The sequence below is a fragment of the Clostridium amazonense genome, from assembly GCF_056431285.1.
Genome location: NZ_JBWKMH010000033.1, coordinates 881,865 through 899,112 on the forward strand (window position 1 = coordinate 881,865; position 17,248 = coordinate 899,112).

The 17,248-nt window shown below is 26.4% G+C and carries 13 protein-coding genes; 5 read left to right on the forward strand and 8 right to left on the reverse strand.

The window, feature by feature from the left end; translation table 11 throughout:
* Positions 1-562: 562 nt before the first annotated feature.
* Positions 563-1,807, reverse strand: a complete 1,245-nt coding sequence (locus AC07E4_RS18905) for a M16 family metallopeptidase (RefSeq protein WP_430829894.1) — start codon at positions 1,805-1,807, stop codon at positions 563-565.
* A 685-nt stretch (positions 1,808-2,492) separates the two neighbouring features.
* On the opposite strand from AC07E4_RS18905, the gene AC07E4_RS18910 reads away from it, so the two are divergent.
* Positions 2,493-4,088 carry a DEAD/DEAH box helicase gene (locus tag AC07E4_RS18910; RefSeq protein WP_430829893.1) on the forward strand — a complete coding sequence of 532 codons (1,596 nt, stop codon included), beginning with the start codon at positions 2,493-2,495 and terminating at the stop codon, positions 4,086-4,088.
* 274 nt (positions 4,089-4,362) lie between these two features.
* On the opposite strand, the gene AC07E4_RS18915 is transcribed toward AC07E4_RS18910, so the two are convergent.
* A complete protein-coding gene (locus tag AC07E4_RS18915; protein WP_478217185.1) occupies positions 4,363-5,100 on the reverse strand; it encodes an AIR synthase related protein in 738 nt (245 codons plus the stop codon).
* A 672-nt stretch (positions 5,101-5,772) separates the two neighbouring features.
* Here AC07E4_RS18915 and AC07E4_RS18920 point away from each other — a divergent pair.
* Positions 5,773-6,396: a flavin reductase family protein gene (locus tag AC07E4_RS18920; RefSeq protein WP_478217186.1), complete on the forward strand. Its 624-nt coding sequence runs from the start codon at positions 5,773-5,775 to the stop codon at positions 6,394-6,396.
* 37 nt (positions 6,397-6,433) lie between these two features.
* Here AC07E4_RS18920 and AC07E4_RS18925 read toward each other — a convergent pair whose 3' ends face one another.
* The gene (locus AC07E4_RS18925) at positions 6,434-6,856 is read right to left on the reverse strand and encodes a YaaR family protein (protein ID WP_040330138.1); all 423 of its coding nucleotides are present in this window, start codon (positions 6,854-6,856) and stop codon (positions 6,434-6,436) included.
* 221 nt (positions 6,857-7,077) lie between these two features.
* Here AC07E4_RS18925 and AC07E4_RS18930 point away from each other — a divergent pair, with 221 nt between their 5' ends.
* Both AC07E4_RS18930 and AC07E4_RS18935 read left to right on the forward strand, forming a co-directional pair.
* Complete coding sequence (locus tag AC07E4_RS18930; RefSeq protein WP_040330136.1) at positions 7,078-7,614, forward strand: chromate transporter; 537 nt, start codon at positions 7,078-7,080, stop codon at positions 7,612-7,614.
* Entirely contained in the window at positions 7,615-8,136 is a 522-nt protein-coding gene (locus AC07E4_RS18935; protein ID WP_040330135.1) for a chromate transporter, read from the forward strand. It begins immediately after the preceding gene.
* A 54-nt stretch (positions 8,137-8,190) separates the two neighbouring features.
* Here AC07E4_RS18935 and AC07E4_RS18940 read toward each other — a convergent pair whose 3' ends face one another.
* Positions 8,191-9,522: an MFS transporter gene (locus AC07E4_RS18940; protein WP_040330134.1), complete on the reverse strand. Its 1,332-nt coding sequence runs from the start codon at positions 9,520-9,522 to the stop codon at positions 8,191-8,193.
* A gap of 696 nt (positions 9,523-10,218) precedes the next feature.
* Positions 10,219-11,553, reverse strand: coding sequence for an MFS transporter (locus AC07E4_RS18945; RefSeq protein WP_040330133.1), 1,335 nt, complete (start codon positions 11,551-11,553; stop codon positions 10,219-10,221).
* 647 nt (positions 11,554-12,200) lie between these two features.
* Between AC07E4_RS18945 and AC07E4_RS18950 the strand changes: the two genes are divergently transcribed.
* Positions 12,201-14,861: a cation-translocating P-type ATPase gene (locus tag AC07E4_RS18950; RefSeq protein ID WP_478217187.1), complete on the forward strand. Its 2,661-nt coding sequence runs from the start codon at positions 12,201-12,203 to the stop codon at positions 14,859-14,861.
* Positions 14,862-14,891: 30 nt separating this feature from the next.
* Here AC07E4_RS18950 and AC07E4_RS18955 read toward each other — a convergent pair whose 3' ends face one another.
* The 3 genes from AC07E4_RS18955 to AC07E4_RS18965 all read right to left on the reverse strand — a co-directional run bounded on the left by AC07E4_RS18955 (position 14,892) and on the right by AC07E4_RS18965 (position 17,170).
* The gene (locus AC07E4_RS18955) at positions 14,892-15,731 is read right to left on the reverse strand and encodes a CvfB family protein (RefSeq protein ID WP_040330131.1); all 840 of its coding nucleotides are present in this window, start codon (positions 15,729-15,731) and stop codon (positions 14,892-14,894) included.
* A 28-nt stretch (positions 15,732-15,759) separates the two neighbouring features.
* Entirely contained in the window at positions 15,760-16,245 is a 486-nt protein-coding gene (locus AC07E4_RS18960; RefSeq protein ID WP_478217188.1) for a GAF domain-containing protein, read from the reverse strand.
* Positions 16,246-16,657: 412 nt separating this feature from the next.
* On the reverse strand, positions 16,658-17,170 hold the full coding sequence (locus AC07E4_RS18965; protein WP_040330129.1) for a gamma carbonic anhydrase family protein: 513 nt from the start codon (positions 17,168-17,170) through the stop codon (positions 16,658-16,660).
* Between the last annotated feature and the right edge of the window lie 78 nt (positions 17,171-17,248).

Sequence of the window (17,248 nt, forward strand, 5' to 3'; positions counted from 1 at the left end):
AACTTATATAATCGTTATATTATATAGAGCTTTAAGTTCAAATTCAAAGTAATCCTTTTATCAAATGATATTGGTAGCGTTATAATTTATTCTTGTTTTTATATTTTGAACCAAGTAAAAAGTAAGAGTGAATAGTGATGGTTGATATTACTCACTTTGTTCCTAATATCTAAAGCTGTCCGATGTCAATTGCTAATTTTAAAAATATAGATTAAAACTTAGAGTTAAAATTCTCAACTGAAACATGAATGCCTTAAAGTTTTAATTTGAATTCCTATATAGAGTTCCAAGTTTGAAGTTTAAATAACATCTTTATCAAATGATAATTCTAGAGTTACAAGTTATTCCTATTTTCATAGCCCTTTGTGCGTAAAGTTGTCCATAATTATTCATATTTTTATATTTAACTAAACTAACAGTTAATAATACTAATGAATATCACGGAGAATTAAAATCTTCAATATCACTTTTAAAATCAATTTTTTCAATTAAATTAATTTATTTATTTTGTTCTATGAAATCTTTGTAATTTAACTTTACGCACACATCTCTAAGTTATACTCTATTCTTCCCTTAATAATACATGAATAGTAGGTTTTTTTAATATTTTTCTAGCTACATCATATAAGTCATCCTGATTTATATTGTTCAAATTCTCCATTTCATCTACAAATTCATAGATGTTTTCACCTTCCATAGCTTGATGGACAACATAATTTCCAAGATCTGTTGAATCTTCTAAAGTAGATGCTACTGCTGTCTTAAAAACTTTTTTCATAAGCTCTATACTTTTATCATCAAAAGAAATTCTTTCATTTATAATATCATCAATACATTCATCAATACTATCTAATGTTTCATTTACATTTTCTTCTGAAATTGAAGTATAAATATATAGTGATTTTAATTTTTCACTTAAATCTAAAGAAGTATATACATCATAAGCTAGTCCTTTTTCTTCTCTCAACCTTCTAAATAATATTGAGTTTCCACTTTCACCTAATTTATGATTTAAAACTCTAAGTGCTAATTCTTCTTTCTTAGTAAGTTTATCAAAAGCAAAAAGATATACTACTGTACTTTGTTCTATATCTTTTTTATGACTTACAATTGTTTTATTTGCATTTTTTTCAAAACTAACTTCCGGTCTTTCAAAATTATTTTTAATCCATCCTCCAAATTCTAATTCTACCACTTTCTTTATATAGTCATGATCATAATTAGATACAATTGATATAACACAATTATTAGGAACATAATATCTCTTATAAAAATCAATTAAATCCTTCTTTTTAAATTTTTTTATGTGACTTTCCTTTCCTATAACATCACATTTTAATGGACTATGAATAAATGCTGCATTATTTATTTTATTAAAACTTAAGTCTTCTAAATCATCTTTTCCACTTTTCACTTCAGATATAATAACATTTCTTTCTTTTTCAATTTGTTCTTCAGGAAAGATAGAATTTGTAACCAAATCTCCTAGAATTTTTATACAATTTTCTACCTCTTCATTTAATGTTGTTGTATTGTATACAGTGCATTTATAATCTGTATATGCATTATATTCTCCACCTAAGCACTCTAAATCATAATTTAATTCTTCATTACTTCTAGTTTTTGTTCCCTTAAATAGCATGTGCTCTACGAAATGTGCAATACCTCTCATATCCTTTTTTTCATATAAAGCTCCTATATTAATACCAACATGAACAGATGCTATTTGAGTATCTCTTTTTATTGTTATAAGTCTTATTCCATTTTCTAATATAATATCTCTTGTATCAAATTTATAAGTTGCCATACTGCCTCCTCTTCTTAGATTAAATCTTCTAATAAAATTTATTTATAAATAATATAACTTTAATGTATAAATAAACTAATATTTAGAAACAATATAATATATATGTAGTAAAAATATTTCTAAGCTAAATTCACTATTAATAGTGTCCAAGTTTGGAAATTAATAATTTAAAAGATTTATTTTAAACTCTACATTATATAATAATTGAACCTAAATAAAAAAAACATTAGTTCTAATTTTTGATTTTAACTTAAATATACTAAGTTAATTTTTAAATTTGCTTTTCTATAAATGAAATGTCTTAAGCAAATTACTCTCTAGAATACTATAATATATTGGCTATAGTAAATCAACGTAATCTACACTCTAAAAATATAGCACTTATATTCATATATGCCATATTTTTTCTTGTATTTTTTTAATATTTTTAAATATATTGATTGCTATTATATTAATATTGTGGTACTATGAATTGTATGTTAACTTTAAATAAAAAATTTCATTAGTAAATTTTCATATATAGAAATCCGGCTTCAAAGTTTAATTATTCATTTTGTTGGATTTCTAAAGGGTAACTTTTCATATTGAAAATTCATATTAGAACTTCAACGTCATACCCTTACTTAATTGATAATAACTTATTTAAAATTTTTATACTAAACCAATAATAGAAAGAGGAATGTTAATGAATAAAATAAAATTTGAAGAATTAAATCTTAACCCAGATGTTTTACAGGCAATAAATGATTTGAAATTTGAAAATCCATCGGATATACAAGCTAAAAGTATTCCTGTAAGCTTAGAGGGACAAGATTTTATAGGTCAAGCTCAGACCGGTACTGGTAAAACTTTAGCCTTTGGAGCACCACTTTTAAGTCGTATGGAGCCTTCTAATGGTAAAGTTCAAGCTATAATATTAGCACCTACAAGAGAGCTTGCTATACAAGTTAGTGAAGAATTAGGAAGACTTAATAAATATACTAAGTTTAAAATCCTTCCAATATTTGGAGGTCAATCTATAGATAAACAACTTGCACCTTTAAGAAAAGGAGTTGACATTGTTGTTGGTACTCCTGGAAGAGTTCTTTATCACATAAACAGAAAAACTTTAAGACTTGAAAATGCTAATTTTTTAGTTTTAGATGAAGCTGATGAAATGTTAAATATGGGATTCATTGAAGATATAGAAGCAATAATCCACAACTTACCAGAAACTAGACAAACAATGTTATTCTCTGCAACAATGCCAAGACAAATCAAAAACTTAGCTAAAAATTATATGAAACCAGATGCACAACATATAGCTATAGCTAAAAAGTCTTTAACAGTTTCTAAAATAGAACAATATTACTTTGAAGTTAGTCCTAAAAATAAACTTGAAGCACTTTGCAGAATTTTAGATGTTGATGCTCCAAAATCGGCTATTCTTTTCTGTAAAACGAAAAAAGGTGTAGATGAATTAGTTGGATCTATGCAAAGTAAAGGTTACATAGTTGAAGGTATGCACGGAGATATGAAACAAATCCAAAGATTAAACACATTAAATAAGTTTAAATCTGGAAAATTAAACTATTTAGTTGCAACAGATGTTGCTGCTCGTGGAATAGACGTTGAAGATGTAACTCATGTTATAAATTATGATTTACCTCAAGACTCTGAATCATATGTTCACAGAATTGGTAGAACTGGAAGAGCTAATAAAGAAGGTACTGCTTACAGTTTTGCTTGTCGTAAAGAAATGTCTATGATAAGACAAATTGAAAATACAACAAAAAGCAAAATGTTAAGAAAACAAATACCTACTTTAGCTGACATATATGCATCAAAATCTGAAGCTATAATAGATTCTATAAAGGAAACTTTAGAAGCTAATTCATATGAGCAATTCATACAAATTTCTAAAGACCTTATAACTGAATATGGTGCTGAAGATGTTTCTGCTTCTTTAATCAAATTAATTTTCGATAAAGAATCAAACTTTGATTACACAGAAGATACTATGCAAAATAATACTTCTACTAATAATGCCAATAATGCTGATATTTCTCGTTTATTCTTATCTGTTGGTAGATTAGATAAAGTGAACACTTTAGATTTAGTTAAGTTTTTAGATAATACAGCTGGTGTAAAATCTAAAGAACTTGGTAGAATTGATATATTAGATAAATTTACTTTTATAGATGTTCCATCACAATTAGTTGATGTAATAATCGAAAAAAGTTCTGGCAAAAAAATTAATAATATGAGAAAAGTGAGAATAGAAGTTTCTCATAGAAGATAAAAATAAGGATGTTATCAAATTTGATAACATCCTTATTTAAAATTTTGTTACATTTAAATTTACATATTAAGTAACTTTTTCAACTTAAATATCATACCTTATAATATAGGATTATATAATTTTAATTCTATACTAGGAGGTATGTATGAAAATTTTTAAAAAGTTATTTTTTATTCTCACAATTACACTTATATTAGAATACATATTAGTATTCATATTATATACTTTAGGAAAATAATCATGCTTGTATTAAATTTATAGTATGATTATTTTTTTATATTATTTCTCCAATTTTACAAGAATTTTTTATTCCTTTTATATAATCCTCTAAAGATTTATCAATAGCTACTATTACCACTGTAGCTGGCCCACAACTTCTTTTTATATCCACGTTTAAATTTTCATTTTGAATGAATTTTTTTCCATTATTAGTAGCTAGACCAATAGCTTCATATAATATACCTTTAGATCCTACTGGAACTATTTCATATACTCCTTCTAAGTCTTTTATTTCATACAAAGTTTCATATCCAAATATATCATTATCATTATAAAAATCAATTTCATCTCCCACTTTAGGAATACCTATGGAATATATTACCGAATTTGACTTTATATTATTAACTTTTAACTTATCTTTATCTATTATACCTATCACAGTAATTCCTACCCCTGTAGCAAATACTTCAAAATTTTCTTCTGTACTACCAGTTAAAGGTACATCATCAATTTTAGCTAATTTTAGTTCACTATTAATTCCTCTTATAATTTCACGCCCTGTAGGTTCCATTTCAGCACAAACATTATCAACTATTGTTATGACTTCTGCACCACTACATAAAATTTCTAATAATCCTACTCTAACAGTATACTTTCCTGTAATAAAAGGTTCTACTTGTAGTAGATCATATCTTTTATTTCCAATAGATCCTGAACTATCACAAGCTATAACCATTCTTTCCTTTTCATTTATATCAACAATAACTAAATCTCTTACTTTTCTGCTTTTCATATAATCTCCTACTTTCATGCCTATAAATTCTTCTAATAAATTGTTTGTTCTTATATATAGGGTTCCAAGCTTAAATTCAAAATAATAGCTTTCTCAAATGATACTACTAATATTGCAGTTTATTCCATTGTTATGTTTTGAACCAATTAACAGTTAGCAATTAACAATGATGGTAAATATCCTTGGGATTGAAATCCCCGCTACAATGTTTTATTTGTACTTCAAATAAAATTAATATAATATTTATCCATAAAAAATTCATTTTGGAGAATAAATTCCCCATTATAATCTTCTGACTAAATATAGGTTTAATAGTAAATATAAATATTACTTTGGATATTTTGTAAAAACTAAGTTTCTATATACTCGTTAAATAATTTGTTTTACAAATCATTATAAAAATTAATTTTTAAAAACTGATACTTTAATTTTATCCTTCATTGTTAATTTTTGTGCAATACTTTAACGCTCTCTTTCTTAACTGAAATAAAAGTAATTTCATTTGATCTTGCTTTCCTATATATGTTAGCTTCTTTAAATTCAATAGTATAATTATATTACACCATTGAATTCAAATATATCAAATATTCTTTTCTTTGAAAATAAGTATTCCGATTAATTGTATGTTATAATCTAATTTGTAATTTTCAAATGGAAAGCGATGTGAAAAACTTGAACAAAACAAAATTTAAAGGAAGTGCTATGCTTAATCCTGTGCCAGTAGTTCTTATTAGTTGTAAAAATAAAGCTGGCCTTCAAAACGTTTTTACTGTTGGTTGGATTGGAACTGCATGTACTAAGCCACCTATGATTACTGTTGCAATTAGAAAAGAACGTCTCTCTTATGAATATATAAAGGACACAATGGAATTTGTTGTTAATATCCCTTCAAAGCACTTAGTTAAAGAAGTAGACTTTTGTGGAGTTCGCTCTGGAAGATCTATAGACAAAATAAAAGCGTGTAACTTTAATATGATTCCTTGTGATAATATCAGTGTTGATATGATTGAATCTTGTCCTATTACACTTGAATGTAAAGTAAAATCCATTACAGAACTAGGTACACATGATTTATTTTTAGCTGAAATACTGTCATCTTATGTTGATGATACATTAATAGATGAAAAAGGGAAAATTCACTTTGAAAAGGCAAATTTAATTACATATGCTCATGGAGAATACTTTGAAATAAAACCTAATTCTTTAGGTTCTTTTGGATATTCTGTTATGAAAAAGAAAACAGCTAAACGCAAAAACTCAGAAAAACATAAAAATAAAACTTCTAAGCATAAATAAAATCAATGACATACTTCATTTGAGTATGTCATTGATTTTATTTATATACATCTACTATCAATCCTGTTATATCATCTACAGTGCTTGCCACATCTAAATTTTCTTTTTCTTCATTTATTAAAGCTATAGTTAATTCTTCTAATTTTTTATCTATAGTTTCAACAGTTAAAAAATATTGAGTTTGCCAAAAGCTTGTATCTCTTTTAACTGAATACATAAATGCCAAAACAGATTCTAAGTATGCTTTTATTTCTCTTTTATATGCTTTAACATCAGCATAACTTTTACTTGCCACCAACTTTAATCCTTTGTTTTTTATGCCCTTAAGCATTTTTTTTAATTCTTCTTCTGATTTTTTTTGTTGTGCAAAGTTAAAATTCTGTGAAAAATCCATTTGCCTACTAACTCTACTTTTTTCTTGTTGCAACTGCGGTGTATTCCTTACTTTAGATATTTCCATTTAACTCCTCCACTTATATGTATAAATAAAATTTTAGATTGTATTCTTACATATATTATATAGGTATTTTAATTTATATACAAAACTTTTATTAATTGAAAGCTAATAAAAAAATATGTTGTTGGTAATTTTTTTCAAAATGGTATATAATGTTTATTATTTTATGTTCATTTTTTTATTACCATTAGTAAATAATATTATAAAAGGCGGTGAATTATTTTATGAAAAATTTATTTCAAATGTTTTGGACTTTCTTCAAAATAGGAAGTTTTACATTTGGTGGTGGTTATGCAATGATTCCTTTAATTGAAAAAGAAGTTGTAGAAAATCATAACTGGCTTACCAAGGAAGAATTTCTAGATATACTAGTTATAGCTCAGAGCTTCCCAGGTGCTCTTGCTATTAATACTTGTACTTTTATAGGCTATAAGATAGGCAAACTTCCAGGAGCCATACTAGGATTATTAGGGGTCTCATTACCATCTTTTTTTATAATAGTCCTTATAGCAATGTTTTTTGAAAAATTTAGAAGTTTACATATTGTTGAAAGAATGTTTAAAGGTATAAATGCTGCTGTTCCATTATTAGTGTTAGTTGCAGTTGTCAGTCTTAGTAAATCTATAAAGAAAAACATCAATAATATACTTATAATTATATTTACTGTAATTTTAGTAGTTTTATTTGATATTAACCCTGTAATAATTATTATATTATCTGCTATATATGGCATAATTTATAATAGAAAGAAGGTGTCTTAAATGCCTATTCTTTTAAAACTTTATTTAGCTTTCTTAAAAGTTGGAACTTTTGGATTTGGTGGTGGATATGCAATATTATCACTTATAGAAAAAGAAGTAGTTACAAACAATCATTGGCTTAGTTCTAGTGAGTTTGTTGATATAATAGGTATTTCTCAAATGACGCCTGGACCTGTTGCTATAAATTGTGCTACTTTTGCTGGATATAGAGTATATGGTGTACTCGGAAGTATAGTTGCTACTTTAGGTGTTGTAACAACCTCTTTCATACTAGTAACACTTGCATATATCTTTTTTGAGAAATTTAAAGAATCTAAATTATTAACTTCTGCACTTTCTGGAATGAAACCTGCTTTAATAGGTTTAATAATTGGAGTTTTTATTTCTCTTAGTAAAACCTCATATATAGATTTTAAAAGTTTAATTATTGGTGGAATAATTGCTATTCTATTATTCAAGACCAAGATACATCCTATATTAATAATTGTATTTTCTGCTATCTTAGGAATAATATTTTATTAAAAAAGCAATATCAAAAAGATTTTACTTTCTTTTTGATATTGCTTTCATTTTTTATTATGCTACGTCTTCTTTATTTTCACTTTGTGGTCTATTAAATTTCTTAGTGAATTGAGTTGCTAGAACTCCTATTGCTATAAGGTAAAGAACTGCTGTAACATAGTAAGCTATTCTATATCCTGAAGCTCCTAAGAACTTATCATTAAATAAGAATCCTGCTGTGAATAAACCTGCAAGTATAGTTACTACTGATTGAGAAACGAATATAACTGAACTATATGCTGGTCTTAATTCTTTAGTAACGAATTCCATTGGTAATGATTGTACTATTGGGTTAGCTGCATTCATAAGACCTGATCTAAAGAATAATCCTGCTCCTACAGCAAGTACCATCATACTACCAAACTTATCACCATTTCCTATGATTAACATGAATGGTATTGAAAGTAGTGATAATACTGATATTGATGTAACTCTACCAAACTTCTTAGAGAACCATGGTGAGAATACCATAAATATAACCATTGCTAGTGTTTGTACTGCAACAAGTTTAGAAACTACCGCTCTACCAATTCCTAGAGTTCCTAAGAATATAGTAAAGTATGGAACTATAAGAGATGCACCAAATCTTATTAAACTATTGTATATTAAGTATAATAATGCATATTTATTGCATAAAACTTTCCAATCAGTTTTAACTTTTTCACCATTTTTGCCTTCAGCTCTATAGTCTGATTTTACTTCTTTTAGTAGTAATAGTGGAATTGTTCCTAAAATAGCCATTACTACAAATATTAATAGTATATCTGTATGTGCTGATATGTATGCTGTATTTTGTGCTGATGTAAATTCTGCTGCTTTACTTGATAAAGCTTCTGCTTCTGCATATCCTATTCCCATTCTTGCTGCAAATCTCCAAACGATTAGCATACCGCCAGTATAACTAGCTACTGCCATACCTGCAACGTTTGAGTACATAGTTCTTGAGAACATTTTATCTCTTTCTTCTTCTGTTGTGTATTGTGTTAAGAACGGTGGCAATACACAGTCAAATAATAATAGTCCTAATAATAATGCAAGTGTTATACAGCTTACAGCTATCCAGCTTCTAGTAAAACTTACTAGTACTAATCCAGCTATTGAAACTGCTCCACCAAAAACTAATATTTTCTTATATCCAACTTTACTTATTGCTGCAACTAATGCTGCTGCTAATAAAGTTGCTATTCCTGAATATATTGTGTAACTGTTTGCTATTCCTGGTTGAGCTTGTTTTAGGAATGTTATTAATGTATCATTAACAATACCACTTAATATACCCATGAATAAATAACTTAAAAAGAACATTCTACTATTATGTTTATAACGCTTTAATAACTCTTCGTTCATTAAATTCTCCCCCTGCTTTATGAGATATTAATAATTTCTAATTTTAAGCTTACTATTAATTAATTTTTATTTTTAAATTAACCTTTATTAAATTTTTATAAAATTCCGGCCAGAATTGTATACATATTATTAAATAATTCATAATTTATTAATAATTTCGCTCAATTAGTAATATAATATACACAAATGCTAAAATCAAGACATTATTTAAAATTAAAAATATTCTTAATTTTCAATTTTATTCTTTGTGTTTTTATAAATTAAACTTTTATATTCTTTTTTTATCCTTACACTTAATTTTATTAAAATTATTATATTTCATATAAATCACTGTAATCACTACCAATTATTTAGTTTTATTACAATAATATGATGTAATTGAACTTAAATATATTTTACCTATATTAAAAATTTTAATTATATTATAAATTTATTTTTTTTTATTAATTTTCTGTTTTTTATTGCAGCTATCTTATATTAAAGCATTATAAAATTCTATTCTAAATTTTCATTTTATACATTTATAATCTAATTTTAGATATATTAATTTCAATGCTTAATTACATTTTGATTTATTAGTAAAAGTTTAAACTTCCATAAAATAAAAATACCAATCAAAATGATTGGTATTTTTTAAAACAATGTAAACGTTGTGAACTATATCAAATTTTTATTGCTTCATAATAATATATATTATTATGCTGCCTTTTCTTCTTTTTTATCGTCTGTTTGTGGTCTATTAAACTTCTTAGTAAATTGAGTTAGCATAATTACTATAGCTATAGTATACATTACAGCTGTTACATAGTATGCTATTCTATATCCTGAGTTTCCAAAGAACTTATCATTAAATAAGAAACCTGCTGTAAAGAAACCTGCAAGTGTAGTTGCAACTGATTGTGATACGAATATTATTGAACTATATGCCGGTCTTAACTCTTTTGTAACGAATTCCATTGGTAATGATTGTACTATTGGATTTGCTGCGTTCATGAATCCTGATCTAAAGAATAATCCTGCTCCTACTGCAAGTACCATCATGCTACCAAATTTATCTCCGTTTCCTATGATTAACATGAATGGTATTGATATTGATGCAAGTCCTCCAATTGATACAACTCTACCAAACTTTTTAACAAGCCATGGTGAGAACATCATGAATATGCACATTGCTAATGTTTGTAATGTAACAAGCATTGAAACTGTAGCTCTATCTATTCCTAAACTACCTAAGAATATTGCGAAATATGGAGTAATAAGTCCTGCACCAAATCTTATTAAGAAGTTATAAACTAAGTATAATAATGCATATTTGTTTGCAAGTACTTTTAAATCAAATTTCTTTTTACCAGATTCTTCTTTAGCTGCATAATCTTCTTTTACTTCTTTTAATAAGAATAGTGGTATTAATGCTGCAATTGATACTATTATAAACATTAATAATGCATCTTTATGTGCAAGTGTATATCCTAAGTTTTGCTCTTTTGTAAATTCTGCAATTTTTCCTGATAATGCTTTTGCTTCTGAGTATGATATACCTAATCTTGTTGCAAATCTATAAACAACTAACATACCGCCTGTAAAACTAGCTAGTGCCATACCCATAACGTTAGTATACATAACTCTTGAGAAAACTTTATCTCTATTTTCTACCGTTGTATATTGTGTTAAAAATGGTGGTAATATAGCATCAAATAATACAACACCTATTAATAATCCTAATGTTATTGCTATTGATGAAAATGTATTATCTGAAAATTTAACTAATACAAGTGCCGCTATTGATATAATTGGTCCTGATATTATTATTTTTTTATAACCAATTTTTGGAGCTAATGCAACCATTAAAGCTGTTAATAATGTTGCAGCACCCATCCAAACTGAATAACTTTTTGCAACTGTTGGAGCTACTTGGTTTAAGAATGTAACTAGTACGTCAAAAGCCATACCACTCATTATTCCCATGAATATGTAACTAATTAAAAACATATTACTGTTATGTTTATAACGTTTTTGTAAATCTTCGTTCATTAAATATTCCTCCTATTGTTCGAATTAAAACTATAATTTCTTTTATAAATATTGAGATTATTCAAAATGTTATTATGTAATTGATTTTATTTTGCTTTATTTTATGTAATTAATATTTTTATTTTTTGGCCAAAAGAAAATTATTAATTTTATTTTTCTTATTAACATTTTGTTAATATATCAATCTCACAATTAATAATATAATACATACTTTTTATAAAAGCAACACATTAAAAAAAATTAATACTATTAATAATTTTCTGTATTTTTGACTTTTTATGTCTTATTTTATTATTTTTTTGGCTATTTTAGTATATTTTTCTATATTCTTAGGGTTTTTTGTGTTATATTTTTTTATTATTTTTAATTTTTTAAAATAATATTTTCTTTTAAATATTAAATTAAACTTAATCTTCTTTTTAAGTCCGTTAATATTTTATTAATATTTATTTGTTTTTCACCCATCACTAATCAATATTTTATATATTGTATTGAATTTATGAATTAAAAATTAATACAAAATTTAATACAACATATAATTTAATCTATAAATATTTTTCTTTTTTTAGTTGATACTAAATATTATGCTAATAATATTATTTCAATCATAAGATATAATAAATACCATTAATAGAGGTGATTATTTAATGTGGTTTAAAAAAAGTATTGGAGATGTAGTTAAAGATTTAAATTCAAATTTAGATATGGGACTTACATCTAGCCAAGTTGCAGAACAAAGAACTAAATATGGTTTAAACAAATTTTCTACCAAAAAATCTAAAACAAAACTTCAAATGTTTTTTGCTCAACTAAATGACATAATGATTTATATACTTATAATAGCAGCTATATTATCTTTTTTAGTTGGCGAGGTCAGTGATACTATAATTATAGCTATAGTAATTCTTATTAATGCCATAGTTGGTATGATTCAAGAATCTAAAGCTGAAAAAGCATTGGAAGCTTTAAAAGAATTATCTACACCTAAGGCTCTAGTAAAAAGAGACAATTCTATATATGAAATACCATCTGAAGAAGTTGTTCCGGGTGATATAGTTATAATAGATGCTGGCAGATATATTCCTTGTGATTTGCGTCTTATAGAAAGTGCAAATTTACAAATAGAAGAATCTGCTCTAACTGGAGAATCTGTTCCTACAAATAAAGACGCAAATATAACATTGAGTAGTGATGATGTTCCTTTAGGCGACCAAAAAAATATGGCTTTCATGTCAACTCTTGCTACATATGGCAGAGGAATCGGTATCGCAGTTTCTACTGGCATGAATACTGAAATTGGCAAAATTGCTAAAATGTTAGATGAAAGTGAAAATGAACAAACACCACTTCAAATAAAATTAGAGCAACTAGGGAAATACCTTGGTTTCTTAGCTGTTGGCATAAGTGTTTTAATGTTCATTGTTGGAATGATTCAAGGAAGAAACATGTTAGATATGTTTATAACTTCTATAAGTTTAGCTGTAGCTGCAATCCCAGAGGGTCTTCCTGCTATAGTTACTATAGTACTTGCAATTGGTGTCCAAAAAATGATTAAACAAAATGCAATTATTAGAAAGCTTCCTGCTGTTGAAACTCTAGGATCAGTAAATATAATTTGTTCTGATAAAACAGGAACATTAACACAAAATAAAATGACTGTACAAAAATTTTATGCTAACAATTTATTAAAAGATATTAACAGTCTTAATCTTAATAATTCTATAGAAAGATTATTAATTGAAAACTTAGTTTTATGTAATGATGCAACATCTAATAATGGCAATCAAACTGGTGATCCAACTGAAGTCGCTCTAATTGATGTGGGTAATAATTACAATATAGAAAAATCTGAACTTAATAATCTACATCCTCGTGTTAGAGAATTACCTTTTGATTCTGATAGAAAGCTTATGAGCACTATAAATAAGTATGATTCCGCTTACTATATTTTTACAAAAGGTGCTACAGATAACCTTTTAAATTTGTGTAATAAAATTTATATTAATAATGATATTTTAGATTTTACTGAATCTCTTAAAGAAGAAATTTTAAATGCATCTTATAAAATGTCAGATGATGCATTAAGAGTATTAGGTGCAGCCTTTAAAGAAATTTCTGATTTTAATACATTGACTGATTCAGACATAGAAAAAGATTTAATTTTTATAGGTTTAGTTGGAATGATAGACCCACCAAGACTTGAGGTTAAAGATTCTATTGCACTTTGTAAAAATTCTGGTATAAAAACTATAATGATAACTGGTGATCATAAAAATACAGCTTTCGCTATAGCTAAAGAATTAAACATAGCTGAAAATATTGATGAAGTAATTTCTGGATCAGAATTGAATAATTTATCTGATGACGAATTGACAAATAAAATTGATAGCTTAAGAGTATTTGCTAGAGTTTCACCTGAGCATAAAGTTAAAATTGTAAAAGCTTTTAAATCAAAGGGAAATATTGTTTCTATGACTGGTGATGGTGTAAATGATGCCCCTTCTTTAAAAGCTGCTGACATTGGTGTTTCTATGGGTATAACAGGTACAGATGTAGCTAAAGGTGCTTCTGATATGATTTTAACTGATGATAATTTTTCTACTATAGTTTCAGCTATTGAAGAAGGAAGAAATATTTTTAATAACATAAAAAAATCAGTAATTTTCTTAATTTCATGCAATGCTGGGGAGATTGTCGCACTATTTTTAGCAATATTACTTGGGTGGGCATCACCACTAAGTGCTACTCATATATTATGGGTAAATTTAATTACAGATACTTTTCCAGCTCTTGCTTTAGGTATTGACCCTGGTGATAAAGAAGTAATGAATAAAAAACCTCGTAATCCTAAAGATAGTCTGTTTAAAAACTCTATATTATCACTTATTTTCAATGGATTTTTAATTGGTATATTAACATTGGTTGCATTTATATATGGTGTTAGGGTTTATGGCGGTAGTACTATGACTTTATCTAATGTAAGTGCCAAGGTATTAATTCATGCTCAAACTCTAGCTTTCACCGTTTTAAGTGGAACTCAACTAGCTCATTCTTTAAATATGAGAAATGAAAGTAAATCAATATTTTCAATTGGTGTCTTTTCTAACAAATACTTAATAGGTGCTATTTTATTAGGATTTTTACTTCAATTACTTGTAATAACTATTCCACCTATAGCTTCTTTATTTGGTGTCTATAGACTTACTATTAATGATTGGATTTTTGTTATAATTATAAGCCTAATTCCAATAATTTCAAATGAGCTTATTAAAATATTTAAAAGATCTAAAATAAGAAAACACTCATAAATGAGTGTTTTCTTATTTACAATAACCTAATTACAAAAGCTTTGTTCCATTTGAATCTTGAACTATAAGTTTTCTTTTCATAAGCCCACCTAAAGCTCTTTTAAATGCATTTTTACTTGTTTTAAATATCTTTTCAATATCTTGTGGTGCTGACTTATCATTTAAAGTCATAAATCCATTGTTAGATTTAAGATATTCATATATCTGAGTTTCTAAATCTTTTTTCTCTTCTAATCTAACTTTTCTTAATGAAACTCCAACTTTTCCATCTTCATAATATTTCTTAACTCTTACTTTAACTTCTTCTCCAACTTTTAATCTTCCATAATACTCATTTTTTAGTATTACACCCCTATAAGTATTTTCTAAAGCAACTTCTGCTGAGCCATTTGTTTGAAATCCATATACTGTTCCTTCTAATTCTTGTCCTATATCATATGAGTTTGTATCATGTAAATATTTGTCAATCTTCATGGTTGCTGCTAGCCTATTTGTTTTATCTAAATATAAGGCAAATAAATATTTTTCACCAACTTCTAATTTATTAGTAACTTCTTTAAATGGAACTAACACATCTCTTTCTAATCCTATATTTACAAATGAACCAATTTTAGCTTTATCAACAACCTCTAAATATGCTATATTTCCTACTGTTACCAATGGCATATTCATAGTTGCAATTATTCTATCTTCTGAATCTCTATATATAAATACTTCAATTTCATCATCAATTTCTATTTTTTGTCCTAATGCACTCTTGTTAGGTAATAACACATCATCAGATGTGTTTCCTGTCTCTGCATTTAAATAATATCCAAACTCCGCTTTTCTTATTACTTTTAATTTATTTATTTCTCCAATTTTTATCATTTAAATTCTCCTAATTTTTATATTTTTCCTATTTCATATACTCTACTAATTTATCTACTAACTTAACTAGATACTTTTCTTCTAAATCTGAAAATCTTTTTAAGAATGGACTATCAATATCTAAAACACCATACAATTCATCATTTTTAATAATTGGTATTACTATTTCAGACTTTGATTCACAGTCACAAGCTATATGCCCCGGAAATTCTTCTACATTCTCTACTCTTTGTATCTTTCTTAGTTTAGCTGCTGTTCCACAAACTCCATGTCCTATTTTTATTCTGTTACATGCCGGTTTACCTTGAAATGGCCCTAAAACTAATTCATCACCTCTTTTTAGGTAAAATCCACTCCAATTTATATCATCAACCATAACATATATTATAGCACTGATATTGCTTAAATTTGCTAATATATCATTTTCACTACTCATTTGAGATGTAACAAAATTTATCATTAATTTATATCTTTCTTCCCTAGTCATCTTTTCTATATTGCTAAGCTTAAACATATTTCCATCCCCAATCATCATATACGTTCCAACTATAAGTTTTTAGTTTATACACACTTATTATAGTTTTCTAAGCTCAAATTTAAAATAATATCTTTATCAAATAATAATTCTAGAGTTATAAGTTATTCCTATTTTTATATTTGGAACTAAGTAAGAAGTAAGAGTGAAAAGTGATGGTTGATATTACTCTCTTTGTTCCTAATATCTAAAAATAAAAATACTTAAAAACTATGTTTTTATATGATGTTTAAATCATTTGCTTTGCAACTCATTATAAAAATTGATTTAAAAAACTGATACTTCAGTTTTATCCTTCATTGTTAATTGTTCATCGTTAATTTTTGTACAAAATTTCAAATTGCTCTTTCTCAACTGAAATAAAAATAATTTTAAGTTTCAACTTGTATTCCTATAAATTTCCCATTTTATGTTTTTTAGAAAGTTTTACATATTCTTTTGCTGATTTATCAATACTTTCTATTTCTTCCTTAGTAAGTTCTCTTATAACTTTGGCTGGTGATCCCATACACAAAACACCTGAAGGAATCTTTTTTCCTTGTGTAACTAAACTGCCTGCACCTATTATAGTATTTTCACCTATTTCTGCATCATTAAGTATTATTGAACCCATTCCAATTAGGACATTATTTGAAATTTTACAACCATGTATTATTGCATTATGTCCAATTGTAACATTCTCTCCTATTATTGTAGGAAATCCAAAATCATTATGAACTGTTGAATTTTCTTGTATATTAGTATTCTTGCCAACTTTTAAATAACTCATATCACTTCTTAAAGCAGCACCATACCATATATTTGCGTCCTCATTTATCTCTACGTCTCCTACTATCACAGAATTCTCCGCAATAAAGCAACTTTCATGTACTATTGGAGTTTTCCCCATTACTGATTTTATCATAAAAAAACCTCCTTTATTTAATAAATTTGTATCTTTCATCTAAAATGGGATTTAAATACTTTCTTATTCTTAAATTAC

Coding starts and splice junctions, on each gene's coding strand:
- AC07E4_RS18905 (WP_430829894.1), bottom strand. CDS start 1,807: ATGGCAACTTATAAATTTGATACAAGAGATATTATATTAGAAAATGGA.
- AC07E4_RS18910 (WP_430829893.1), top strand. CDS start 2,493: ATGAATAAAATAAAATTTGAAGAATTAAATCTTAACCCAGATGTTTTA.
- AC07E4_RS18915 (WP_478217185.1), bottom strand. CDS start 5,100: ATGAAAAGCAGAAAAGTAAGAGATTTAGTTATTGTTGATATAAATGAA.
- AC07E4_RS18925 (WP_040330138.1), bottom strand. CDS start 6,856: ATGGAAATATCTAAAGTAAGGAATACACCGCAGTTGCAACAAGAAAAA.
- AC07E4_RS18930 (WP_040330136.1), top strand. CDS start 7,078: ATGAAAAATTTATTTCAAATGTTTTGGACTTTCTTCAAAATAGGAAGT.
- AC07E4_RS18935 (WP_040330135.1), top strand. CDS start 7,615: ATGCCTATTCTTTTAAAACTTTATTTAGCTTTCTTAAAAGTTGGAACT.
- AC07E4_RS18940 (WP_040330134.1), bottom strand. CDS start 9,522: ATGAACGAAGAGTTATTAAAGCGTTATAAACATAATAGTAGAATGTTC.
- AC07E4_RS18945 (WP_040330133.1), bottom strand. CDS start 11,553: ATGAACGAAGATTTACAAAAACGTTATAAACATAACAGTAATATGTTT.
- AC07E4_RS18950 (WP_478217187.1), top strand. CDS start 12,201: ATGTGGTTTAAAAAAAGTATTGGAGATGTAGTTAAAGATTTAAATTCA.
- AC07E4_RS18955 (WP_040330131.1), bottom strand. CDS start 15,731: ATGATAAAAATTGGAGAAATAAATAAATTAAAAGTAATAAGAAAAGCG.
- AC07E4_RS18960 (WP_478217188.1), bottom strand. CDS start 16,245: ATGTTTAAGCTTAGCAATATAGAAAAGATGACTAGGGAAGAAAGATAT.
- AC07E4_RS18965 (WP_040330129.1), bottom strand. CDS start 17,170: ATGATAAAATCAGTAATGGGGAAAACTCCAATAGTACATGAAAGTTGC.